This is a genomic window from Burkholderia sp. 8Y (assembly GCF_902506145.1).
In the GTDB taxonomy this organism is placed as follows: domain Bacteria; phylum Pseudomonadota; class Gammaproteobacteria; order Burkholderiales; family Burkholderiaceae; genus Caballeronia.
In genome coordinates, this window is sequence record NZ_LR733519.1 from 1,316,542 (window position 1) to 1,338,767 (window position 22,226).

The following is a 22,226-nucleotide window of genomic DNA, read 5'->3' on the forward strand; positions in this document are numbered from 1 at the left end:
GCGGTCAGGCCAATCGTGGTGGTCAGGCCACCCGATCGCCGAGCCAGTATAGCGACTGGTGCTAACGCGTGCAATTCGATGGCGTTACCGGTAACGGCCGCCATTCGTTGCGGGGCGGGCGCGCGCCCGGAACGCGAGCGGCACGACATCCGGCCCGTTCGTCGATGAGCACGCCGAATTCCTGCGAGCGCCCGCCGCTATCAGTCATTAGAATGGCTGGACTGCCTGCCAACTTCTCGTGAGAGCACATGAGCTTCGCGCGCAAGGCCACCTGGGCCGCCTGCATCGACAATCTCGCGTTCTCCGATACCGAAACGGTGCCGGTCGCCGTGCTCGTGCGGCAGCGAAAGGCACTGGCGGCCTTGCACGACGCATTCCAGGGCGAACGTTCGATTGCCCGGCTGCGCGACATCGCCGTGCAGGCCGCCTCGGCAGGCTGTGCGTCGCCGATGGCGAAGGTCCTCGAACTGCAGAGCGCCGACAACACGCTCATCCTGAAAGCGCAGGTTGGGATGGGCGCATCGGCCATCGGGCGCGAAGCGGGCACGGCGGAAGCCGGCAATCCGCCCGGCGAAGCGTTGATTTTCGCGCGGCCCGTCGTCGTGGCCGATGTACCCGCCGAACGCGGCGAGCTTGCGCCCGCGATTCTTCACGACTATCACGTGGTGACTTCGGTGAGCCTGCCGCTCATCGGCGCACAGGGACCGTACGGCATCCTCGAAGTGGACTACGACCAGCGACACGAAGTGGATGCCTCCCACCTTTCGTTTCTGGCCTCGATTGCCGCGATCCTCGCGGAAGGCATCGAGTCGCGGCAGCGGCAGGACGAACTGATCGAAGACCGCGACGCTAAAGTGACGCTCCTGCGCGAGCAGCAGCATCGCATTCGCAATAATTTTCAGATGATTACCGCGCTGCTCGAACGGCGGGCGAGCGAATGCGCGGACCCGGCCGTCCAGAAGGGCTTTCGCGAGGTGGAGCGCCGCGTCTTTGCGATGGCATCGCTCTATGACCATCTGCTCGGGCTAGGCGACCATGCGGAAAGCGTCGATCTCGGCGCGTATCTTGAAAACATGTGCGCGAGTTTCGACGACTTCTACGATCTGCGCGGCAGCCAGGTCTCGCTCACGCTATCGCTTGCGCGCGGCGCGGCGGCGCTTCCGATCGACACGTGCGCCGCGATCGGCACGGTCGTCAACGAACTGGTGGCGAACGCCGTCGAACATGCCTTTGGTGGCGCGCCCGGCAACGTTCGCGTCGCGATGCAGCGCACGGGCGCGGGCGTGGTGATCGAAGTCAGCGACGACGGACGCGGCTACGCGCCGGGCGCAAGCGACAGCACGGGATTGAGCACGGTGCGACGGATCGTCGGCATGTTCGGCGGGCGGCTGGACGTGCAGTCGCAACCGGGCGCGGGAACGCGATGGACGTTGACCGTCACCAAGCCTGACTGAACGCCTGCGCTCGCGCGCGTAGCAGGCAGAGGGCTTGCTGATGGCTGCCGGAGACCACTGCCGAGGACAACGCCATGACCCTGTTCCGCCTGCCCGCGATTCACGCCACGCGCGGCGCCGCGCTGCCGCTTGCTTTCTGGATGTCGACGCCCGAGGGCACGCCATCGGATGAGCCGGACGACGACCTCGACGACGTGCTCGACGAAACCGGCGCGGTGACGAACCGGAGCAACGGCAAGACGGGCACGGATACGGAAGCCGAGCCGGACCCGAAGTCGTGAGCGGGATCGCGCGTCGCTGCTTCTCGTTAGTCTGACCCGGCGGATCGAACGCGCGTAATCGTCCTGGACACGCCGTGCCGTACAGCGGGCGTCTCGCAGGGCTGCGGCATACGTCGACATCGGACAACGCCCCACTGCATCAAAAAGACAAGCACTCCACCCGATGACCGGCATAAGCATTGCTCCCATCCGCAGATCGGTCAACGGAGAGCGGTAATGAGCAAGCGTGAAGTTCCGGGCGTGGGCCCGTATGGCGGACCGGCGGGTGGCTGGGGTGCATTGCAGGCCGTCGCACGGGCGCTGAAGCAGCAAATGGGCGTCGCACGCGAAGCGACGATGCTCCTCAAGGTCAATCAGCCCGCAGGCTTCGATTGTCCGGGTTGCGCGTGGCCCGACCCACGCAGCACGTCGTCGTTCGAATTCTGCGAGAACGGCGCGAAGGCTGTCTCGTGGGAAGCCACGACCAAGCGCACGACGCCCGAATTCTTCGGACACCATACCGTCAGCGAACTCTGGACCTGGAGCGACTTCGCGCTGGAAGACGAAGGACGGCTCACGCATCCCATGCGCTACGACGCCGCTTCCGACCGCTATCTGCCGATCTCCTGGGACGAAGCGTTCGAGCGCATCGGTCAGGCGTTGCGTGCGCTGCCGGACCCGAACATGGCGGAGTTCTACACATCGGGCCGCGCATCGAACGAAGCGGCGTTCCTGTATCAACTGTTCGCGCGGCGCTTCGGCACCAACAACTTCCCCGACTGCTCGAACATGTGCCACGAACCGACGAGCGTCGGTCTGCCCGAGTCCATCGGCGTGGGCAAGGGAACGGTGACGCTCGCGGACTTCGATCATTGCGACGCCATCTTCTGCATCGGACACAATCCCGGCACCAATCACCCGCGCATGCTCGCGACGCTGCGCGCGGCGGCGCGACGCGGCGCGAAGATCGTCGTGCTCAATCCGCTGCGCGAACGCGGACTGGAGCGGTTCGCGTCACCGCAGGACCCGGTCGAGATGGTCACCGGCCGCTCGACCGCCATCGCCACGGATTACATTCAGGTGAAGATCGGCGGCGATGTCGCGTTCCTCAAGGGCATGATGAAGACCGTGGTCGCCCTCGACCGCGAGAGCATGGCGCAAGGCGGCCAAGGCGTGCTGGACCGCGCGTTCATCGACGACCATACGAGCGGCATCGACGAACTCATCGCGGATATCGACGCCACGTCGTGGGAGCAGATCGTCGGCGCGTCGGGCATCGAGCGCGGGGAGATCGAACATATCGGCAAGCTGTATGCGGACGCGAAAGCCGTAATCGCGTGCTATGGCATGGGCATCACGCAGCATCACAGCGGCACGGCCAACGTCCAGCAGATCGTCAATCTGCTGCTTCTGCGCGGCAACATCGGGCGCGATGGCGCGGGTATCTGTCCGTTGCGCGGACATTCCAACGTGCAGGGCGATCGCACGGTCGGCATTACCGAAATCCCGCATCAGGAGATGCTCGATTCGATGGAGCGCGTGTTCGGCTTCACGCCGCCGCGCGAGCACGGCCACGGCGCGATCTCCGCGATCGAAGCCATGCGCGACGGCCGCGCCAAGGCGCTGATCGCGCTCGGCGGCAATCTGCCGGTGGCGATGTCCGACACGCCGGCCTGCTACGAAGCCATGCGCAAGCTCGACCTCGCCGTGCATATCGCGACGAAGTTGAACCGCTCGCATCTGCTCGTCGCGAAGGAAACGATTCTGCTGCCCTGCCTCGGCCGCACGGAGTTGGATGTGCAGCAGACGGGGCCGCAGTCCATCACGGTCGAGGATTCCATGTCGATGGTGCATGCGTCGCGCGGATCGCTGCCGCCTGCGTCCGAACATTTGCGCTCGGAGCCGGCCATTGTCGCGGGCATGGCGAAGGCCACGCTCGACGACCCGTCGCTCGACTGGGACGGCTGGGTGGCGGACTACAACCGCATCCGCGATCTCATCGAGAAAGTGTTTCCGCAGTTCGATCACTTCAACGAGCGCATTCAGGATCCGGGCGGCTTTCGGCTTTTCAACGCCGCCGCCGCGCGCCGGTGGGACACGCCGGGCGGCCGGGCGCGCTTCATTGCGCACAAGGGCGTGATGATGGACCCGCGCGTGGACCGCAGCGACGCGCTGATTCTCGCGACGATCCGCAGCCACGATCAGTACAACACGACGATCTACGGCTTCAACGATCGCTATCGCGGGATTACCGGGCGGCGCGACGTGGTGTTCGTGAACGAGCGCGATCTGGAAGCACGCGGGCTTCAGCACGGCGATATCGTGGATCTGGAGACGATCGAAAGCACGGTGAGCGTCGGCGGCTCGCGGCGTCTGTGCGGGCTGACTGCGGTGGCGTTCGATATCGCGCCGGGGTCCATCGCCGCGTACTATCCGGAAGCGAATTGTCTTGTGTCGCTAACCGACAACGATGCACGCAGCGGCACGCCTGCGTACAAGTCGATTCCGGTGCTGCTCTCGCTGAGTCAGGGCGACTGTCAGGTGGGCGCGGACGCCCACGCGTGGCAGCACGGCGATGTTCCGAACGACAAGACCGGCGCGGCGGTCGCGGCGGAAGAGCCGGAGCATCGGCGCGTAAGGGGCACGCCGAACTGAGGGGGGGTGCGGGGAGGAAGGCGGGTGATGTCGCGTCCGTCATCGTCGAGAGCATGCTCTTTTTGCGCAGCCTGTCGGCGGATAAGCGTTGGTTGGAGCACGCGCCTTCGACTTCGATACATTTCTGACTTCGGGCTGTCAATGACGGCTCCTCAGCTACGTTCGCAGCGTCGCTGCAGCGGAATAGTTACTGCCTAAAGACGAGCGACTCAACTCTTGCGCCGACGCAGACACGCACCAAGCAACCCCTCGATGCTGCCCTTGCCGACCGGATTCGCGCAATGAACCGAGTAGGCGAAATCCACCGGAATGAGATCCAAACCAGCAAGTCCAACACATAGCTCTCCTTCCGAATAAGCGGCTCGCCGCATTCATCAACCGGCGTCCAAATGCGGACGGAACGAGCCTTCCGCGTCCACCCTCGATCCGAGGGGGGAACAACGCCCCTTTAAGCTATAAACTAGCCGCAAGCGAGGTCGTCTGACGAGCAGTTTCAGCGGCCCGCGCACACGACTCGCCGCCAGCGTCGGTCGCCATGAACGTTGCTTCGTGTCGATCGGCCAGCGATCACTACCAAGATCGAAGATGAACAAAAAGCTGATTTTCGCGCTGATTGCCGCAGGTTTGATTGCGGCCGCCACGACCCATGCGCAGGCGAAGGCGCCGTCGCCCGGATGGAGCGATGCCACGCCTGGCGGCCCTGACGCGAGTGTGCGGATCACCGAGAGCTATGCCCGGATGGTCGCGCGCGACACCTACTTCTGGGCGTGGCCGATGGTCAACATCTACAACCGCCGTCTCGCGTTCAAGCAGGCGCCGAAGGTAGGGTTGATGAACGGCACGATCCCCTACGCGCCGCTGAACCGCATGTCGATGCTGCACGACTACATCAAGCCAGAACAGCGATGGGTCGCGTGCCCTAATCAGGACGTTGCGTACGGCGCCGGGATCGCGGCGCTGGACGAGACGCCGGTAGTCGTTCAGGTTCCCGATATGGGGAGTCGTTTCTGGGTCTACCAGATCGTCGATACACGGACCGACAGTTTCGCGCAGATGGGCGCCATGTACGGCACGCGCCCCGGCTTCTATCTGCTCGTCGGACCCGGATGGAAGGGGAAGGTGCCTGCTGGCATCACGAAGGTTTTCCGCTCGACCACGGGCACAGCCTTCGTCGTGCCGCGCGTATTCATGGACGACACCGCCGAAGATCGCGCCGCCATCCAGTCAGCGATTGCCGGCATCGACATCTATCCGTTATCTGAATTCGACGGCAAGCCAAAACGTCACGACTGGACGCATCTGCCCACGCTGTCGTCGCCGACGGGTGAAAGCGATGGGGGCGGCGAGACGAAGTGGGTCATACCCGAGAAGTTCTTCGACGAGTTGCCGATGGTTCTGAAAGACACGCCGCCTCTGCACGGCGAGGAAGCGCGCTACGCGCAGATCAATGCGGTGTTGACCGCGGCGAAAGACGACCCCGCTCTCAAACGCGCGATGATCGACGAAGCGACGAAAGCCGATCAGGAACTCGTCGACCCGCTGCTGCAGTTCAGGAACTGGGGGCGCCCAGCAGGAAATCACTGGACCACCACCCGTAACAATGCTGCATTTGGCACGGACTACTTCACGCGCACGGCTGTCGCCAAGTCCAACATCCTCGTGAACGCGGCGGCGGAAACGAAGTACCTTTATCAAGACCTCGATGCGAATGGTCAGAGGCTTTCGGGAGCAAATCGGTACACGGTGACTTTCCCCAAGGGGCAGACTCCTCCCGTCGATGGTTTCTGGTCTCTGACCATGTACGACAGTGCCCACTTCTTTGTGCCCAATCTATTGAAGCGTTATTCGCTCGGCACCAAGAACCGGAATCTGAAATTGAATGCGGACGGGTCACTCACCCTCTATGTCCAAGCCGACTCGCCAGGCGCCGACAAGGAAGCGAACTGGTTGCCAAGCCCGAGTGGAGCGCCCTTCTCGTTATATCTGCGCGCGTACGGGCCAAAGCCTTCCATCATCGACGGCTCGTGGACCCCGCCACCCGTGATTCTCGCCCACTAGCTCTCATGGACTAACCCCGTTGCGCTTGCCCTGTTGAGAAGCACGGTCTGCCGGCGCTCGTCCTCGCTGCAAAGGACGGGCCACGAAACTGAATCGCGCTTCGATGACAGGCGCAACGGCAAGCGCGTTTCCTCGCAGACGCAGACGAAACCGGCAGGGCGCAGAACGACGAGCATCCCGCGCGGCCCCCGCTTTCCAATGACCCGCTGAGTTATGCCCGGATCTCGTCACTCGCCAGCAGCGATTGGAGTATCAGCGAGGTCTCCCGAGTGCGCGCACAGCACTCGGTCGTCGAAATCCGTCCGCCCTCGCACGGCCCATCGCTCGTCCGCTACCGCTGAAACCTCCTCCTCCACCTCCCGCCCCACCAACTCCCGGAACTGCTCCAACGACATCGGCCGGCCGGTCAAGAAGCCTTGCACCACGTCGCAGCCCGCATCGATGAGCCATTCGAGCTGCCTCGGATCTTCGACCCCTTCGGCCACCGCATCCAGCCCGAAGCTATGCGCCATCGAGAGAATCGCGGTCACGATCGCCTGCCCGTCCTCCGGAAGCCGCTCGATGAACGACCGGTCGATCTTGAGCGTATTCACCGGGAACGCATGCAGATACGAGAGCGACGAATAGCCCGTGCCGAAGTCGTCGATGGAAAGCAGCACGCCGGCCGCTCGCAGGCGATTCATCACCGCGATGCCCGTCTCGCGATTCGCGATCAGATGGCTCTCGGTCAGTTCCAGTTCGAGCAGCGCCGGCGCGAGGCCGCTCGCGGCGAGCGCCGCCATCACATCGCCGACGAAAGCCGGATGCCGCAACTGGCGCGCCGACACGTTCACCGCCACGCGCACGGCCACGCCCGGACACGCGGCGTTCCACGTCGCCGCAGCAACGCACGCGCGCTGGAGCACTGAGCGCCCGAGCAGCACGATCAGATCGCTGTTCTCCGCAATCGGAATGAATTCGCCCGGCGACACCGCGCCCTCCCGCGTGTGCGTCCAGCGGGCCAGCGCCTCCGCTCCCACGAGCGTTCCCGTGCGGCAGTCGAACTGCGGCTGAAACGCGAGTTCGAGCGCATCGCTGTCCACGGCCTTGCGCAGTTCGGCTTCGAGATAAGCGCGCCGGTGCGCGGCGTGCATCATCTCCGGTGAGAATCCGACCACCGTGTTCTTGCCGCGCGCTTTTGCTTCGTACAACGCAATATCCGCGCTCGTGATGAGACTGCCGCTATCCTCGCCGGCTTCCGGAAAGCTCGCGTACCCGACGCTCGCCGTCACGTTGATCTCGCGGCCGCAGAAAGTCGCGGGGCGGCACAGCGCCGTGCCGATCTCGCGCGCCAGCTCCGCGACCGCCGTGCGCTTCCACGAGATGGCGAGCGTCACCGCGAACTCGTCGCCGCCCATGCGGCTCACGGTGGCGCGCCCGCGCACGGTCTCGTCCAGCACGCGCGCCACGTGCTGCAGCAGTTCATCGCCTGCGCCGTGGCCGAGCGTGTCGTTCACGGTCTTGAAGTCGTCGAGGTCGATCAGCACGACGCCGAAGTGACGGCTCGGGTCTTTCGCGCTCGCGAGGCGCTCGTCCAGCGTTTCATAGAACGTGCGGCGGTTGGGCAGACTCGTCAGCGGATCGGTGCGGGCAAGGCGCTCCAGTTCGCGTTCCGCTTCGCTCACGCGCCGCCGCATCCGGTTCATCACGAGCGTCGAGATCCACAGCGCGCCGAGACACGCAATGGCGAGGAAGCACGCGTATTGCGCGAGGTGCCGGCGCACGAGACCGCTCGTCGCGACGAGCACCACATGGCCGAGCATGTGGCCGTTATGTTCGATGCGCGCTCGCACGAACACGTCGCCGAGCGAGAGCGTGTTACGGCGCGCCGTCGATTCCAGCGTGCCCTCTTCCTCTTCTTCGCGGCTGATGCCAGGACGCGCATAGCGCGTGAAGAGCCGCCCATCGTCGCGATACACGCTCAAGGATTCGACATACGGCACGCGGCCGAGCGAGCGCAACACGTCTTTGGTCGACGCTTCATCCTCGAACATGAGCGACGCGCTCACGTTCTCCGCGATCACCGAGGCTTGCAGCGACGCATCGTCGTAAAGCGCGCTGCGAAACGCGACGGCCTGATACAGCAGCAGCACGATGCTCGCGGCGACGAGCGCGATGCCCACGCTCACCAGATTCGCGCGGACCGTCAACTGCCCGGTGCTTCCGCTGCCCGTTTTTATGGCGGTCACTTGAGCCTCCTCGCAAGCCGCAGCAACTTGGAACTGAGCACGAGCTTGCGGCGCAGCGCCTCGGTGTTGTTGATGTCGAAGCGCAGATGATCGTCCTGCGCGATCAGCAAGACGACAGGCTCGCCCGGCGCGCTCGCGCCGACGCCCGCGATGACGAGCAACGCGTCGTCCGAGGCGAGCGCGTCGCGGACCTCTGCGTTCGTGTTGTCGCCGTCATCGAGCGCGAGCACGTCGCAATCGGCGAAGCGTTTCTCGGCGAGACTCGTGAAGCGCCACACGCGCGCGCCGACCGCTCGTCCATCGAGTGCGGCGAGCGCATCGCGCAACGAACTATGGGCGCTCGCGCAGACGCGCAACTCGCCGTTGCGCATGCGATCGGCGGGCCACTGCGTGAACTGCGTGAAGTTGAAGATGTACGCGCTCTCGAGCTTGCGCAGGTCCGTCTGTGCGTGCGCGTGCCATGCCGCGACCGAACCGGCCGTGCAGAGAGACAACGCTATGCAGCGACGCATCCACATCATCAGAACCCGTAGACCATTTTGGCGAGCAAGGTGCGGCTCTGCTGCACGATCACGTTCTGCACGAAGCCGGGGCCGGCGGGATCGGCATAGCGGCGATCGAACACGTTGTAGGCGGACAAGGACACATCCGCGCGCGGCACCAGCTTGCGGCTATGCACCGCCACGTTCACGACGCAATAGCCCGCAGCCGACCTCGCCTGCGCGAGCCGCGACGACATGCATTGCGCTTCCGCGCCCACGCGCATCCACTTCGCGAACAACGGCGCGCTCAGGTTGAGCTTGCCCATGTGGCGCGGTGAGTTCTGCAATGCGCCGCCGTGGATGGAATCGCGCGAGAACTGATACGAGTAGCTCGCGCGCGCCCGCACGCCCGAGCCGAACTGCTGCTGCCACGCGAGCTCGGCGCCGCGCGCCTGAGCGCGATCGACGTTGCGAAAGACATAGAGGCCCGTAGCCGGGTCGATGGACTCGGTGATCAGATCGCGCAGCGTATAGCGAAAGAGCGTGACGGTCGCGCGTCCCATGCTCCCGAGCGCGCGTTCGTAGACGACTTCCTGCGTGTCGATATGCTCCGAGCGCAGCAGCGGGTTCGCGAGCTGCCCGCCGTCGCCCGGAATCGCGTAATACATCTCGTACGCGTTCGGCGCGCGATACGCGCCGCCATAGATCAGCTTGAGCGTGTCGCTCGCGCTCGGCTGCCAGATCAACGCAATGCGCGGGCTGAAGTTGCCGCCGACGTGCGTTTCGGTATCGAAGCGGCCGCCGATATCGAGCGTGAGCGGTTCGGCCAGTCTGATCTCGTCATCGATATACACGCCTGCGCGCTGGCTCACGCGATGATCGTCGAGCAACATCGCGTAGGGCGCGACGTTGTAGTTCCATTGATCGCGCGCCGCGTTCATCGTGTAATCGACGCCCACCACGATGCGGTTGCGCGGCACGGTGCGCACGGTCGCGTGGACGTCGCCGCCGTACCAGGCTGCGTGATCGCCATCGACGTTGGCGATGCCGGGCGCCGGCGCCGCGATCTCGCGGCTCGTGTAGTCGTAGCGGCCACCATACAGTTCGTAGTCGATCGCGATATCGTCGCGGACGGTGTGCGTGTAAGTCGCATCGATGAAGGAATGGGTGTCCGTCACGCTGAACGGCGCGTTGAACACGGCGTCATACGGCGCGCCGGGCACGTCCTTCGTGCGGTTGCCATAACCCGCGCTGATGCGAAAGCCGCCGACGCCGAACTTGGCGAAGAGCTTCTGCTCGCGCTCGCCGTCGAGACCTTGCGCCACGCCGTTGTTCTGGTCGGGCGTATCGAATTCCGGGTAGTAAAGGTCCTGTCCGTGGCGGTCGGCGGCCGTCGCGGACAGCACGAGATCGGCGCCGTTCGCGCCATGCCAGCCGTACGTCGCGCGCGCTTCTTTCTCGCCGAAGCTGCCGAGCGCGCCCGCGAGTTGCGCGCCGCCGATCGCGCTGCCCTTCTTCGTGACCACGTTGACGACGCCAAACAATGCGTTCGAACCGTAGACGGCCGATCCCGGACCCGGTATGTATTCGATGCGCTCGACGAGATCCATATCGAGCGGAAAATCCGAGCCGACAGGCGCCTGACCATAGACGGCATCGTTCACGCGCATGCCGTCTATGAGCAGCAGGAAGCGGCTGTTGTAGTCGCCCGGACGCTGGAAACCGCGCGCACCCAGATACGAATACATGCGGTCCGAGCTGACATAGAGGCCCGGCAGCGTCGCGAGCGCGTCGGCGAGCGTGCGCCAGCCGTAATCGCGGATGTCGGTCGCGGTGAGGACCGTGACGGCGGCGGGCGCGCTCGACGCGGACTGCTCGATGCGCGTCGCGCTGCTCACGGTCATGCTCATCAGCGATTCGAGCGGCAGCGACGCGAGGTCATCGCTCGCGCCGCCGCCGGCCTGTGCGGATGCGCCCGCCAGCGTGGCCGCCGACGCGGCGGCAATGGGCGAGCTCCATGCGCCCAACGCGGCGGCCACGACCACTCCGGCAAGCAAAGGCAACGACGCAGCGGCGAGGCACGGGCTTCGCGATGAGGCACTCGGGATCAACATCTTTGCGGCTATTTATGTGAACGTCTGGTTCTTTTTATCGGCAAAGATGAGGGACGCTTTAGCGCGATCTGCCCGCGCCGATGGGCCAGCCGGTTCGCATCGGCAATTATTCCCGGGACCGGGCGCGTCGTCATGCGTGTACTTCACGATGCGACGAGGCGCTAGAACCGCTCCACCCACGGCCTCAGTTCGATTTCCCAAGTCCAGGCGCTGCGGTGCTGACGATGAACGTGCAGGTATTCCCGCGCGATCGCATCGGGGTCGAGTTGGGCGTCGCGCGCATCGTCGCCATTGCCCTGCGTGGTTTCGCTCGCGATGCCGCCGTCGATCACGAAATGCGCGACATGGATGTTCTTCGGAGCCAGCTCCCGCGCAAGACATTGCGCCATGCCGCGCAGCGCGAACTTGCCCATCGCGAACGGCGTCGAGCCCGGCAAGCCTTTGACGCTTGCGGTTGCGCCGGTCAGGAGTATCGAGCCGCTTCCGCGCGCGAGCATCCCGACGGCGGCCGCCTGCGCGACCAGCAAGCCGCCTGTCGCCGTCACGTCGAACGCATCGCGGAGCTTGCGGGCGTCGATCTGCCCGACAGGCGCCCGATAGCGGCCGCTCGCGTTGTACACGACGATGTCCGGAACGCCGAATGTGCCGCTCACTTGCGCGAAGAGGTTGTCGACGCTCTGCGCCTGGCTCGCGTCGCACGCGACGGCGAAGGCGCCGGTTTCATCGACGAGTGGCGCGAGCTTGCTCGTGTCGCGCGCGGCGAGCGCGACCTGCATGCCTTCGCCGGCGAAGAGCCGGGCCAGCGATGCGCTCAGGCCCTGCCCGGCTCCGACGATCAGCGCCGTTTCCATCCGATTCATGGCGTCGTCTCCGTTCATGAACAGCACGCCCGCGACGATCTTCGATTAGAACCGCCGGATGATCGGCTCGAGCAGGCGGAAGTCGAGCGGCTTTTTGAGGAACACGTCCCACGCTTGCGGGCCATCGGCGGGGCGCTCCTTTCCTGACGTCAGCACGACAGGAATGCGCCCCAGCCCCGGAATGCGGCGAAGTCGCTCGCATAGCCTGACGCCGTCGAAGAGCGGCATCTCCCAGTCGGTCACGACCAGATCGGGCAGCGTGCGAATGGCGGTGGCGAGCGCGTCGACACCGTTTCGCGCGAGCAAAACGTTGAAACCGCGCGACTCGAAAACCGCCTGGAGCGCGCGAAGAGAAAGAATGTCGTCATCGACCAGAAGAACGCATGTCATGAGGCCGCCGGCGTGTAAGTCACAGCTTCGTCCGCAACCGTCGTGCCTCGACGTCGAAAATCGGCGCGGCGCACGGCGCTCATGAACAACCGGGTGTGGTGAGACACCAGACTCCGAAACTGCACTCAGGCGGCCCGCAATGCGTCGCGCACTGCGTTCAGCAGCGCGTCCGGACCCACGGGCTTGCGCAGGACAATCGCGTTGCTGATTTCGTCGAGTGCGAGCGTATCCGAGTAGCCGCTCACGAAAATGATCGGCAGCGTCGGCCGTTTCGCGCGTGCGAGGCGCGCGACCTCGGCGCCGTTCAGTTCCGGCATGATGAAGTCGATGACCGCCAGCGCCGGTTTCACCTCCTCCATGATGCGCAATCCGACCACGCCGTTCTCCGCTTCCGCCACCACGTAGCCCGCAGTGCGGAACATCTCGGCGAGGGAAACGCGCACGTGCTCGTCGTCGTCGATGACGAGGAGCGGCCCGGCGGGCGCGGTGTCCGCGAACGGCAGCGGTTCGCATGGCTCGGACGTCGGCGACGGAATGTGCGCGGCGGCCGTCAGGGGCAACAGCAGGTCGATCGTGGTCCCGCTGCCCGGCGCGCTCGCGATGCGCAAATCGCCGCCGCACTGCTTCACGACGCCATAGACCTGCGCGAGCCCGAGCCCGGTGCCCTTGCCGCGTTCCTTCGTCGTGAAAAACGGCTCGATCGCGCGCTCGATCACCGCCTGCGTCATGCCCACACCCGTGTCCATGACACGAATCGTCGCGAAACCGGCATGGCTCGTTACAGCGTCCTGCCCGATTTCGACGAACGTATGCAGGCTGAACGTGCCGCCCGCCGGCATGGCGTCGCGCGCATTGAGCGCAAGATTGAGAATGGCCAGATGCAGCTGATCGACGTCGGCGATGATCCACGCGCCCGGCGCGCGCAACTGCACGTCGATGGAAATTTTGGGCCCCAGCGCATTGCCGAAGAGGCTGCGCGCTTCCTGCAAAGCCGCGTCCAGTTCCACAGGGCGCATGTCGAGCCGCTGCGTGCGCGAAAACGCGAGCAATTGCCCCGTCAGCTTCGCGCCGCGCTGCGTGGCGACGGCCGCGTTGTCCACGTACGCGCGCGCCGGATGCGTGAGGCCGAGGCTCGTCTGCGTGAGATGCAGGTTGCCGGAAATGGCCATCAGCAGGTTGTTGAAGTCGTGTGCGATACCGCCCGTCAGCCTGCCGACGGCCTCCAGACGCTGCGCCGCGTGCATCGCGGTTTCGGCCCTGGCGCGCTCCGCGCTCTCGTGGTTGAGCGCGGCGGCCTGTTCCGCGAGGCGCGCATTGAGTTCGTCGGTGGTCTGCTCCTTGAGCCGGTCGCGGGCTTCGCGTTCGACATCGAGCGCATCGAGCGTCTGGCCGTCGTGCAAAATCAGCGCGATCAGCGGCGCAATGGTGATGACGATGAGCAGCGCCATCGCGACGCCCGCGCCGAGACCGCCGTCGCGCGTCAGCTTGAGCATCAGACCGCCGACGATGGGCGGCAGCAGCGTGAACGCGAGCTGGCGTCGAGTCGCGCCGCCGCCTGCTCGCGATGACGCGATCGTTCGTGCCCAGCCGCATTCGGCTTGCGCCAGATGCATCGCGAGTCCGAGCGCAAACAGCGACGCGGCCGTGTGGACCGCCATCGTGTCGAACAGAAAGAGTGCGTAAAGATCGCCGACGCCGTACGCATAACCGAGCAACGCGGTGCCGCTCAGCAGCAACGCGGCGCTGGCGAGCAGATCGGCGAGCCAGTGCCGGCGCAGAAGCCGCTGGTGTTGCGCGAGCGCGAGCAGCGAAATGCCGATGGCCGTCGCAATCGACGTGCGGCCGCTTTGCCCCGCCGGCATGCGGAACAGCACATGGGCGAGCGCGGGGCTGACCGCATCGCGCGCACTGATCGCATGAGAAACGAGCGCGGCGATGGCAGCGGCGAGCGCGAGCCAACTGAGGCGAGCGCCCGCGCCGCGCGGCAGGATGAACCCAAGCGCGATGCACCCGATTCCCGCGGCGGTGAGCACCGACATGCCCTGAAGCGCGGGGGCGATCGTGATGAGCAGCGGGTAGTGGGTCACGTACCCGGCGAACACCGCCGACACGACGCCCAGCACGCACAGAGCGAGCAGTCGCGCCGACTGAGCCATGACGCTCACGTATAAAGGTTTCACTGGCTCTCGAGGCAACGGCAAATTGGACGGGGGATGGTAACAGCAGGAACCATCCCCGAACCGAAACGCACACGGCGAATTTGCTCTACCGCGCCGCCTCGGCTCACGAGGCGGCGCGCTCCCGAAGCTGACGCAATCGCTGTGCAAGCTCTCCGTAAGTCATCTGACATCGAAGCTGTAATCGCCGTGCGTGCGGTGCCCGTCGTCCGCGACAGCCGCCCAATGGACGGTGTAATGCCCCGCAGGCAAGGTTGGCAGTGCGAGCGTGGCGATGGCCGGCTGTTGCGCATCCACTTTCGACTTCTCGGTGTTGACCTGCTTGCCGGCCGCATCGGTCACGGTCAGCGTCGTGAATGCGGGCTCGAGCGGCCCGTCGAAGAGAATGCGTATGCGCGCCGGCGCGGCAACCGTCGCGCCCGCGCCCGGCTCCTGCTTCTGCGGAAACACATGCGCGCACGCCGCACCGGACACGATGAGCCCGGCCACCCACGCGGCGCCGCTCGCAAGCCGCGGCCCGGCGTTTCGATGATGCTTCATTTCAGCCTCCCTCATTTGAAGAACGGCTTGCCGAGCGTCGTCGGCGCGACGTCGTCGAAGAAAATATGCGCCTGCACGAGGATACCGACATGCGAACCGCTCGCCCGGTTGATCGGAATCTGCGCTTCGACGCCGAACTGGCCGTAGCGGTTGATCCAGATGAAGCCGGGATTGACCGTGCCCGTCGTCTGCCCCTGGCTTCGCGATAGCGGTATTTCGACGATTGGAATGAGGTTCGAGAACGGCTGCGGCAAGCCGACATCGCGCACGTGTTGCTGAAGATACGGCAAGCTGTACTGCACCGTGAAGCCGTAGTTGAAGGCGTTCGGCTGGCCGGAGCCCGTGGTCAGCGCAGGCCCGACTTCCGCCGTTATCGCCAGGGGGCGCAGATAGGCCAGCGAGTCGGGCAGATCGCCCATGCCCTTGCCCGCGTAGAGGGTCGGCGAGATGGTCGAATGGCTGTCCGCGATCGCGCGGCTTCCGGTGCCGCCCAACTCGGCGCTGACGCCGACGGACGTCATGAACTCGTGCGCCTCGTTGACGTACAGAAGGTACTTCAGCCCGACCTCAAAGTTGTCGAAGCCGTGCGCGGTCGGATTGTTCTGCATCGCATACGTGCCGCCGACCGCTACCGCCAGCCTCGGCGTGATCAGCTTGTCGTACTCGAACTCGAACGTATTGATGCTCTGGTCGCCGTCGTCGCCGGGCACGCGAATGTGCCCGAACTGAAGGTTGGCTTCATCGCCGACACCGGGGTCGTCGACCGCCATCGTCGCGGGAAAGACGCGGTCGCCGGCGACGGAGTGCGCCCCGGCGACAGCGGGCATGAGCAAAACAGCGGCCGCGATGGCCGAAGCGGATGACGCCGCGAGCAGCGGATGCCCGCAGCGCGTCGAGATGACGTGCATGTCGTGTCCTTGGATGAGGTCGTCGTCATGCCAGCGCGCATCGGCTGGCCGATGCGCGGGGCATTGCGATGCGGTTCACGCATCGCGTCGATCAAAGCCGGATCAGGACAAGACAGGTGGCGCGCGCGGCTGCGACGGCGACACGCGTGCCACCAGCCGAACGCTCTCGAAGCGCGTGGCCGCGCGGTGGACGATTGCCTGCACCGTGAGCGCAAAACGGGCTTGCGGCACGGGCAAGGCGGGCATGTGGGCAAGCAGGCCGCAATAGCCGCACGCCTGTGCGTCGGACATCGAGGAGCCGTCCTTCGACTTGCCGGCGGGCGCGTGTTGCATGGCCATGGCCGGCATCGGGCAGTTCATGCCGGCTGCCGCGTGCTCGGGATGATGAGGGAGAGAAGAAGCGTGACGAGAAGCGTGATGACAAGCGGCGAGTGTCTGCGAAACGGTCGGAGCGAGCGACGCCATGAGGATTGCAAGCAATCCCAACAGTCCGCCAATCGTCCGAGTTAAACGGCTCTGCATGGACCCGACGTTCCGATACGGTACGGTGCCGAGTATGCCACGCGCTGCCGCTGCGTTCGCCAGTTTTGTGCAAAGCGGGTCGTCATTCAGAACGGCGACGTGCCGCGTGCGACGGCCGCGAGGCTAGCCACCTCCGCGCGGCCGTCGACCGTCGCGGCCGTCAGATATTCGGCGTGCCGCTTTGCGGATCGGCCGGCGTCGCCGGGTCGGCAGCGGTCGCCGCAGGCGCGTAGTTGATGACGTTGGGCAAGCGCGGGCTGCTCGAATTCGTGCTGTCGAGGATGCGCGACTGGATCGTCGTGTTGTCCGTCACGCCCCAGAAGTTGTTCGAGAAGTCGAACGTATGCACCGTCGACGCGTCATACGTTCCGTGCGCCGCGATCACCTGGCGATTGCCGTTGGGCGAATCTTCCTTGAACAGGAAGGAATTGTTCTTCGCGATGCCGGTGGGCGCGCCGCTCGCCGGAAACGCGTCGATCAGCGCGAGGCCGTCGACCATGTTCACGAACAGGTTGTTCTGCATGACGACCGACGGGTCGAACGCAAACGCAGCCGAATCGACGAACGTGTTGTATTTCAGCGTGGCGTTGCTGAAGCTCGGGTAGCCGTTGGTGCCCGCCTGATAGGTCGTGACGCCCGCGCGCACGATCGGCGTGACGTTCAGCCGGTAGGCCTGGCTGTAGGTCATCGAGAACGGCGCCGCGCGGCTGATCTGCACGAATGCGTCTTCGAGCAGCGTGTGCTGGATACTGACCGTGCCGCCGCCCACGCTGCCGTCCACGTTGCTGACGGTCACGCCGAGCAACTGCGTCTGATTGCTGCCGCCGACGTTCAATTGCCCCGCTACGTTGATGATGCCCTTCGTCGGCACCGTGCCGATGCAGTCCGCCGCGCAAGGCACGGGCTTCAGGCCCTCGACGACGACGCCATCCGGAATCGTGAGCGTCGCGCCCTTGGCGACTTGCACCGTTCCCGCGATGTAGTACGGCGAGCCGCTCGCGGGCCACGTCGTATCGGCGGAAATGACCGTGCCGTCCGCGACGACCGTTTGCGGCTGCGTGTAGACGTAGGCCGTGACGACGTTGCCCGACGCATCCGAACAGACCTTCGTGGCGTCCGTCGTGTAAGGACCGCCCGAGCAGACCGTGGGCGTCGAACTCGACGCAGGCGTGGAACTCGACGCAGGCGCGGAACTCGACGCCGGCGTGGAACTCGACGCGGGCGCGGCCGACGCCGCCGTCGTTCCACCGTTCGAGGCGCCGCCGCCTCCGCCGCCGCCGCACGCCGCCAACAGGACACTCAACGCAACCGCTGCACGTGATTTCATTCGTTTCCCCGTATCTGTTAAACGCTTGTATTCCGCCTCTCAAGCCGGGCGGTCAGGGAGAACAGTACACGCGGAGCGAACGCCCGATTGTGCGGCACTTAACGTTGCAAGCGATTTCGTCTTACCTTTGACTTGCGCGCGTCACTCGACGGCTTCCTGCGGTCGCGCCGCCTTGCTTCTCGCTGGTTGCCGGGCCTCGTACGCTGTTCGCCGCGCGTTCGCTTTTGTAATCGGGCATCGCCATTTTGCTTTGTGATCCTAAGTGTTCAGCCGGAAAACCTCGTGGTAAATCAAGCGGCAGCGCGACCCGCCGCTAAAAGCAAGCGATGCATCATGCGCAATGCGAACGCGGGCGTTTCCGTCGTGAAAGGCTGCCGGGACAAAACGTGGCGTGCCGCGCAAAGAAAAAAAAGCCGCATGCGCTGCGGCGGATTTACGACGTCGAGACAAGCGGTGGTCAGTCCTGCGGGCGCGCCGATGCTATGACCGGTCCGGCGATACCTTGCGGCACACCGCGCGCTCCCTGCGAATTTTTGCGGTTCCGGTGGCCGGACCGCTCAGCACAAAGCACGAGACAAAGCCCGGCGATGCCTTCGTCTTCAGCCGGCGTTCAAGTTTCCGCTCAGCCGGGCATGGAACGCCTGGCTCCGCTCATCCAGTCCCACGAATCGCACGGCAGCATCGCGCTGCCGATACTTGTTCTCGATGGAGTCCAGCACCGCGACGCTCGATGCATCCCAGACCTGCGATTTCGAGAAGTCGATGACGACCGAATGCGGGTCGGCATCGTACTCGAACTGGTCGACGAGATCGTTGCTGCTGCCGAAGAAAAGCGGTCCGTGGACTTCGTAACGCACGCTGCCGCCATCGTCCGAGACGGTACGCGTCGTGCGGATCACATGAGCGACGCGGCGCGCGAACAGCACCGTCGCGAGCAGCACGCCGCCGACCACGCCGATCGCGAGATTGCCGGTGTACACGGTCAACGCGACCGACGTAAGCATCACCGACGTCTCCATGAGCGGCATGCGGCGCAACGTGGCCGGGCGCAGGCTGTGCCAGTCCACCGTCTTCACGGCGACGACCATCATCACGCCGGCGAGCGCGACCATCGGGATGCGCGCCATCACGGAACTGAGACCGGTGATCAGCAAGAGCAGCGTGGCCGCCGCCGCGAGCGTCGAGACGCGCGTGCGCGCCCCGCCGATCTCCACGTTGACCACCGTCTGTCCGATCATCGCGCAACCGGCGATGCCGCCGAACGCGCCCGCGCCGAGATTCGCGAGCCCGAGCGCCCACGATTCGCGCGATTTGTGCGAACGCGTCGCGGTCACTTCATCGACGAGCTTCGCGGTGAGCAAGGTCTCCAGCAAGCCGACGAACGCAATGGAAACCGCCGTCTGCCAGACGATCTTCAACGTGCTCAGATCGAACGGCACGGTCCAGAGCGTGAGGCCCGGCAAGTCCGACGACATGGGATGGTCGCCGCCGACTGTCGGCACGGACCAGTGCAGCGCGATGGCGAGCACGGTCGCGACGACGATCGCGACGAGCGGCGCCGGCACCGCTCGCGTCACGCGCGGCCCGATCAGCACAATGGCGAGCGTGATCGCGAACAGCACGTACACGGCGAGCGGCTTGTCGACGAGATGCGGAATCTGCGCGCAGAAGATGAGAACGCCAAGCGCGTTGACGAACCCGAGCATGACCGAACGCGGAATGAAGCGCACGATGCGCGCGAAGCCGAGCGCGCCGAACGCAATCTGGATCAGGCCCGCGAGCAGCACTGCGGGCAGGATGTAGGCCGCGCCGTGCGCGTGGACCATCGGCGCGACGACGAGCGCGACGGAACCCGCCGCGGCCGTGACCATCGCGGGCCGTCCGCCGAGCAGCGACGTGACGATCAGCAGCACGACCGAGGCGAACAGCGCCGAACGCGGCTCGACGCCCGAAATGAAGGCGAACGAGATGACTTCGGGGATCAGCGCGAGGCTCGTGACGACGCCCGCCAGAATCTCACGCACCCATTCGGCACGGGACGACGGCAATGAAAGGCGCGAGACGACGCGCGTGTGAGTCCCGATCGCGGGCTTGGTCATGGCGAATGGATTCGGACGAAGATGTGCGGCGCGCGCGAGCGCCGGACGGGGAGACAACTGAAGCTCAAGCCGGCTTGCAACGCGATGACTGCGCCTCGCGCATGCGATGTGTCCGGGCCTGACGGAGAGCGCGCATTTTAACAGAACGGTGAAAATGCGCCCGGGCGGCGTGCTAACTTGTCAGCGTCAGGAGGATGTCGGAGTACCACGCGCTGTTCAGGCCGAGCGTTTCGTCGATTTGCACGTCGCGCGAGCCCATGTCGATGGTCGACGAATGAATACCGAGCAGCATCCACGGCAGACGCGATTGTCCGGCCGCGCCTGCTTTCGAAGGATCGCTCGTGACGACCGGCGCGCCGCTCGTGCCGCGATGCGTGCGCGCATCGGTGATGAAGCATCCTTTGCCCTGAAAGCGCAGCCCGAACGCCGAAGCGATGACGCCCTGCCTCACGACCGGCAGATGATGCAGCGAATCATGAAAGCCCAGCGGAAAGCCCACGATCAGCACCGAAGCGCCGATCGGCAGCGCACCGTCAGCCTTCGGCAAATGCTCGGGACCGAAGGCGTCGAACACGGCTGTCTTCGGCAGCGTGTCCCGCTGAAGTTCGAGCACGGCGACATCGATCGCGCCGCCGCCGTCCAGCCCTTCTCGCCACAGACCTGCGCCGTCCGCATAGAGCGGCAGCGAACACCATGCCGATGCGCCGAGATTGTCGCCATCGACGTGCAGTTCGATGTCGAGCCGATCCGGAAAGTGCTTGCTGGGCTCGTCGTGAACGACATGACGGCTCGTCACGAGGAAGAGCCGTTCATCGCGAGCGAAGAAGAAGCCGCTTGCATTCGTCAGGTGCTGATCGTCGGCGAACGTCCTGACGCGCGCAGCCGCGAGAAGCAGCGCATCCGCGGCGGGCTCGCCATGCACCGCGCGTTCGGCGGAAGCGGGCGTTTGCTGTTGCAAGCCGTCGCTGCGAAGCTGCTCGAGCAAGACGATCAAAGCCTCGCGCTGCGGCGTGGCTTCGTCTGACGATAGGAACGCCTCGACGGACATCTCCGATGCCTGACCGCCCGAAGCCGCGTTTGGACGATGCTCGACGACGGGCGCGGCATCGGCCCGGATGCGCAGCCGCCATGTGTCGCCGTTGGGGCTCGAATAGACATCGTGGAAGTCCGCTTGCATGAGTGATTGTCCTGTATGCAGCGTCATTACGCTGAGCCACTGACGGCAGCTTGGCGATCGACGCCAGCGCGCTGATTCGTTGGTTATTCGTCGATTATTCGTCGTTCGCCGGAGCGAGCAACAGGTCGATCGCCGCCTGCCCCGCGCACTCCGCGATGAGGTAAGACCAGCGCCGCGTGAACGGCCCGTTGTTGAGCGTGACGGTGCGGCCGCATTGCCCAAGGACGCCGAGATTGCTGCCGCCCTTGATCCGAAAAGACACGTCGTACAAGTCTGCGGTGGATGCCGCAAGACTGACATGAATCTCAAAGCCGCGATAGGGAATGATGCGGTACATGAGGCGCTCCAGATGCCGGAATCACGCGCCTCTTGCCGGGAGTATGTGATGGGTGCGGCTCATTATAGACACATAAAGCTCAGGCGCGTTCGCGGCTGAGCGAACGGCCGCGACGCGCCGCTAATCGCCGCGAGCGCCGCCGGGAAATTTCGCTGTACAAAGTCCTCGAAGCGCGTAGCATGGATCAGGATAGCAAGTCGTGACCGACAGCGAGTGACACGAGCGGCAGTCGGCAAGCCCATGCCCGCATGAATGGCGGCCGTGCAACGCGGCCACTGCGTCATCAATACCGAAATCTTCCACGCCCTGAACATCATTGCCGCCACCGCGCGGCGCGAGAGCATCTCATGACAATCGAGTTTCGACTTTACCGTGGTCTGGAAATTTATCCCCTCGTCTTTTCTCGCCGGCCCGCCGAATCGGGTCGCGGACACAACTATGACGAAGGTTTCGATGCCGCCGTCCGCATTCAGGAGCCGGGCATCGCCGACGGCGCCACGCGAAGCCGTGTGTTCAAGCTCGACTCGCAAGGTCCGTTCAAGGATGCCGGTGACGCGCGGCGCGCATCGCACGCTTACGCGGAAAAGATGATCGACACGTGTGTGCAGACCAGCACGCTCTTCGACTAGCGCGCTCAG

The 22,226-nt window shown here is 65.1% G+C and carries 18 protein-coding genes; 5 read left to right on the plus strand and 13 right to left on the minus strand.

Annotation, left to right across the window (positions count from 1 at the left end):
- Positions 1 to 248: 248 nt before the first annotated feature.
- From GV035_RS05780 to GV035_RS05795, 4 genes are all read left to right on the plus strand, one after another.
- Positions 249 to 1,454: a sensor histidine kinase gene (locus tag GV035_RS05780; RefSeq protein WP_159834036.1), complete on the plus strand. Its 1,206-nt coding sequence runs from the start codon at positions 249 to 251 to the stop codon at positions 1,452 to 1,454.
- Between the two features lie 74 nt (positions 1,455 to 1,528).
- Positions 1,529 to 1,735, plus strand: a complete 207-nt coding sequence (locus GV035_RS05785; RefSeq protein ID WP_159834037.1) for a hypothetical protein — start codon at positions 1,529 to 1,531, stop codon at positions 1,733 to 1,735.
- A 216-nt stretch (positions 1,736 to 1,951) separates the two neighbouring features.
- Positions 1,952 to 4,369 carry an FdhF/YdeP family oxidoreductase gene (locus tag GV035_RS05790; protein ID WP_159834038.1) on the plus strand — a complete coding sequence of 806 codons (2,418 nt, stop codon included), beginning with the start codon at positions 1,952 to 1,954 and terminating at the stop codon, positions 4,367 to 4,369.
- 585 nt (positions 4,370 to 4,954) lie between these two features.
- Entirely contained in the window at positions 4,955 to 6,427 is a 1,473-nt protein-coding gene (locus tag GV035_RS05795) for a DUF1254 domain-containing protein (protein WP_159834039.1), read from the plus strand.
- 227 nt (positions 6,428 to 6,654) lie between these two features.
- Here the strand turns inward: GV035_RS05795 and GV035_RS05800 are convergent, their stop codons facing one another.
- The 13 genes from GV035_RS05800 to GV035_RS05860 all read right to left on the minus strand — a co-directional run bounded on the left by GV035_RS05800 (position 6,655) and on the right by GV035_RS05860 (position 21,588).
- Entirely contained in the window at positions 6,655 to 8,655 is a 2,001-nt protein-coding gene (locus GV035_RS05800) for a putative bifunctional diguanylate cyclase/phosphodiesterase (RefSeq protein ID WP_236572449.1), read from the minus strand.
- Positions 8,652 to 9,167, minus strand: coding sequence for a YfiR family protein (locus tag GV035_RS05805; protein ID WP_159834040.1), 516 nt, complete (start codon positions 9,165 to 9,167; stop codon positions 8,652 to 8,654). The genes GV035_RS05800 and GV035_RS05805 overlap by 4 nt, the downstream gene beginning before the upstream one ends.
- An 8-nt stretch (positions 9,168 to 9,175) precedes the next feature.
- A complete protein-coding gene (locus tag GV035_RS05810) occupies positions 9,176 to 11,176 on the minus strand; it encodes a TonB-dependent receptor plug domain-containing protein (protein ID WP_236572450.1) in 2,001 nt (666 codons plus the stop codon).
- Positions 11,177 to 11,412: 236 nt separating this feature from the next.
- A complete protein-coding gene (locus GV035_RS05815; RefSeq protein WP_159834042.1) occupies positions 11,413 to 12,111 on the minus strand; it encodes an SDR family NAD(P)-dependent oxidoreductase in 699 nt (232 codons plus the stop codon).
- A gap of 45 nt (positions 12,112 to 12,156) precedes the next feature.
- Positions 12,157 to 12,501 (minus strand): response regulator, encoded by a 345-nt coding sequence (locus tag GV035_RS05820; protein WP_159834043.1) that lies wholly within the window; start codon positions 12,499 to 12,501, stop codon positions 12,157 to 12,159.
- 125 nt (positions 12,502 to 12,626) lie between these two features.
- Positions 12,627 to 14,681 carry an ATP-binding protein gene (locus GV035_RS05825; RefSeq protein ID WP_159834044.1) on the minus strand — a complete coding sequence of 685 codons (2,055 nt, stop codon included), beginning with the start codon at positions 14,679 to 14,681 and terminating at the stop codon, positions 12,627 to 12,629.
- Positions 14,682 to 14,840: 159 nt separating this feature from the next.
- Entirely contained in the window at positions 14,841 to 15,218 is a 378-nt protein-coding gene (locus tag GV035_RS05830; protein ID WP_159834045.1) for a copper resistance CopC family protein, read from the minus strand.
- Positions 15,219 to 15,229: 11 nt separating this feature from the next.
- Positions 15,230 to 16,126: a hypothetical protein gene (locus GV035_RS05835; protein WP_201303915.1), complete on the minus strand. Its 897-nt coding sequence runs from the start codon at positions 16,124 to 16,126 to the stop codon at positions 15,230 to 15,232.
- 102 nt (positions 16,127 to 16,228) lie between these two features.
- Positions 16,229 to 16,648: a DUF2946 domain-containing protein gene (locus tag GV035_RS05840; protein WP_159834046.1), complete on the minus strand. Its 420-nt coding sequence runs from the start codon at positions 16,646 to 16,648 to the stop codon at positions 16,229 to 16,231.
- Between the two features lie 160 nt (positions 16,649 to 16,808).
- Positions 16,809 to 17,975, minus strand: coding sequence for a hypothetical protein (locus tag GV035_RS05845; RefSeq protein WP_159834047.1), 1,167 nt, complete (start codon positions 17,973 to 17,975; stop codon positions 16,809 to 16,811).
- Between the two features lie 599 nt (positions 17,976 to 18,574).
- Positions 18,575 to 20,074, minus strand: a complete 1,500-nt coding sequence (locus GV035_RS05850) for a SulP family inorganic anion transporter (RefSeq protein ID WP_159834048.1) — start codon at positions 20,072 to 20,074, stop codon at positions 18,575 to 18,577.
- A gap of 172 nt (positions 20,075 to 20,246) precedes the next feature.
- The gene (locus tag GV035_RS05855) at positions 20,247 to 21,251 is read right to left on the minus strand and encodes a S1 family peptidase (RefSeq protein WP_159834049.1); all 1,005 of its coding nucleotides are present in this window, start codon (positions 21,249 to 21,251) and stop codon (positions 20,247 to 20,249) included.
- Between the two features lie 94 nt (positions 21,252 to 21,345).
- Positions 21,346 to 21,588, minus strand: coding sequence for a hypothetical protein (locus GV035_RS05860; RefSeq protein WP_159834050.1), 243 nt, complete (start codon positions 21,586 to 21,588; stop codon positions 21,346 to 21,348).
- Between the two features lie 347 nt (positions 21,589 to 21,935).
- Between GV035_RS05860 and GV035_RS05865 the strand changes: the two genes are divergently transcribed.
- Positions 21,936 to 22,217 carry a hypothetical protein gene (locus GV035_RS05865; RefSeq protein ID WP_159834051.1) on the plus strand — a complete coding sequence of 94 codons (282 nt, stop codon included), beginning with the start codon at positions 21,936 to 21,938 and terminating at the stop codon, positions 22,215 to 22,217.
- Positions 22,218 to 22,226: the final 9 nt, after the last annotated feature.

What these genes read in the sequence shown, in the direction of transcription:
- GV035_RS05780 (WP_159834036.1), top strand. Translation starts at nt 249, where the DNA reads ATGAGCTTCGCGCGCAAGGCCACCTGGGCCGCCTGCATCGACAATCTC.
- GV035_RS05785 (WP_159834037.1), top strand. Translation starts at nt 1,529, where the DNA reads ATGACCCTGTTCCGCCTGCCCGCGATTCACGCCACGCGCGGCGCCGCG.
- GV035_RS05790 (WP_159834038.1), top strand. Translation starts at nt 1,952, where the DNA reads ATGAGCAAGCGTGAAGTTCCGGGCGTGGGCCCGTATGGCGGACCGGCG.
- GV035_RS05795 (WP_159834039.1), top strand. Translation starts at nt 4,955, where the DNA reads ATGAACAAAAAGCTGATTTTCGCGCTGATTGCCGCAGGTTTGATTGCG.
- GV035_RS05805 (WP_159834040.1), bottom strand. Translation starts at nt 9,167, where the DNA reads ATGCGTCGCTGCATAGCGTTGTCTCTCTGCACGGCCGGTTCGGTCGCG.
- GV035_RS05815 (WP_159834042.1), bottom strand. Translation starts at nt 12,111, where the DNA reads ATGAATCGGATGGAAACGGCGCTGATCGTCGGAGCCGGGCAGGGCCTG.
- GV035_RS05820 (WP_159834043.1), bottom strand. Translation starts at nt 12,501, where the DNA reads ATGACATGCGTTCTTCTGGTCGATGACGACATTCTTTCTCTTCGCGCG.
- GV035_RS05830 (WP_159834045.1), bottom strand. Translation starts at nt 15,218, where the DNA reads ATGAAGCATCATCGAAACGCCGGGCCGCGGCTTGCGAGCGGCGCCGCG.
- GV035_RS05835 (WP_201303915.1), bottom strand. Translation starts at nt 16,126, where the DNA reads ATGCACGTCATCTCGACGCGCTGCGGGCATCCGCTGCTCGCGGCGTCA.
- GV035_RS05840 (WP_159834046.1), bottom strand. Translation starts at nt 16,648, where the DNA reads ATGCAGAGCCGTTTAACTCGGACGATTGGCGGACTGTTGGGATTGCTT.
- GV035_RS05845 (WP_159834047.1), bottom strand. Translation starts at nt 17,975, where the DNA reads ATGAAATCACGTGCAGCGGTTGCGTTGAGTGTCCTGTTGGCGGCGTGC.
- GV035_RS05850 (WP_159834048.1), bottom strand. Translation starts at nt 20,074, where the DNA reads ATGACCAAGCCCGCGATCGGGACTCACACGCGCGTCGTCTCGCGCCTT.
- GV035_RS05855 (WP_159834049.1), bottom strand. Translation starts at nt 21,251, where the DNA reads ATGCAAGCGGACTTCCACGATGTCTATTCGAGCCCCAACGGCGACACA.
- GV035_RS05860 (WP_159834050.1), bottom strand. Translation starts at nt 21,588, where the DNA reads ATGTACCGCATCATTCCCTATCGCGGCTTTGAGATTCATGTCAGTCTT.
- GV035_RS05865 (WP_159834051.1), top strand. Translation starts at nt 21,936, where the DNA reads ATGACAATCGAGTTTCGACTTTACCGTGGTCTGGAAATTTATCCCCTC.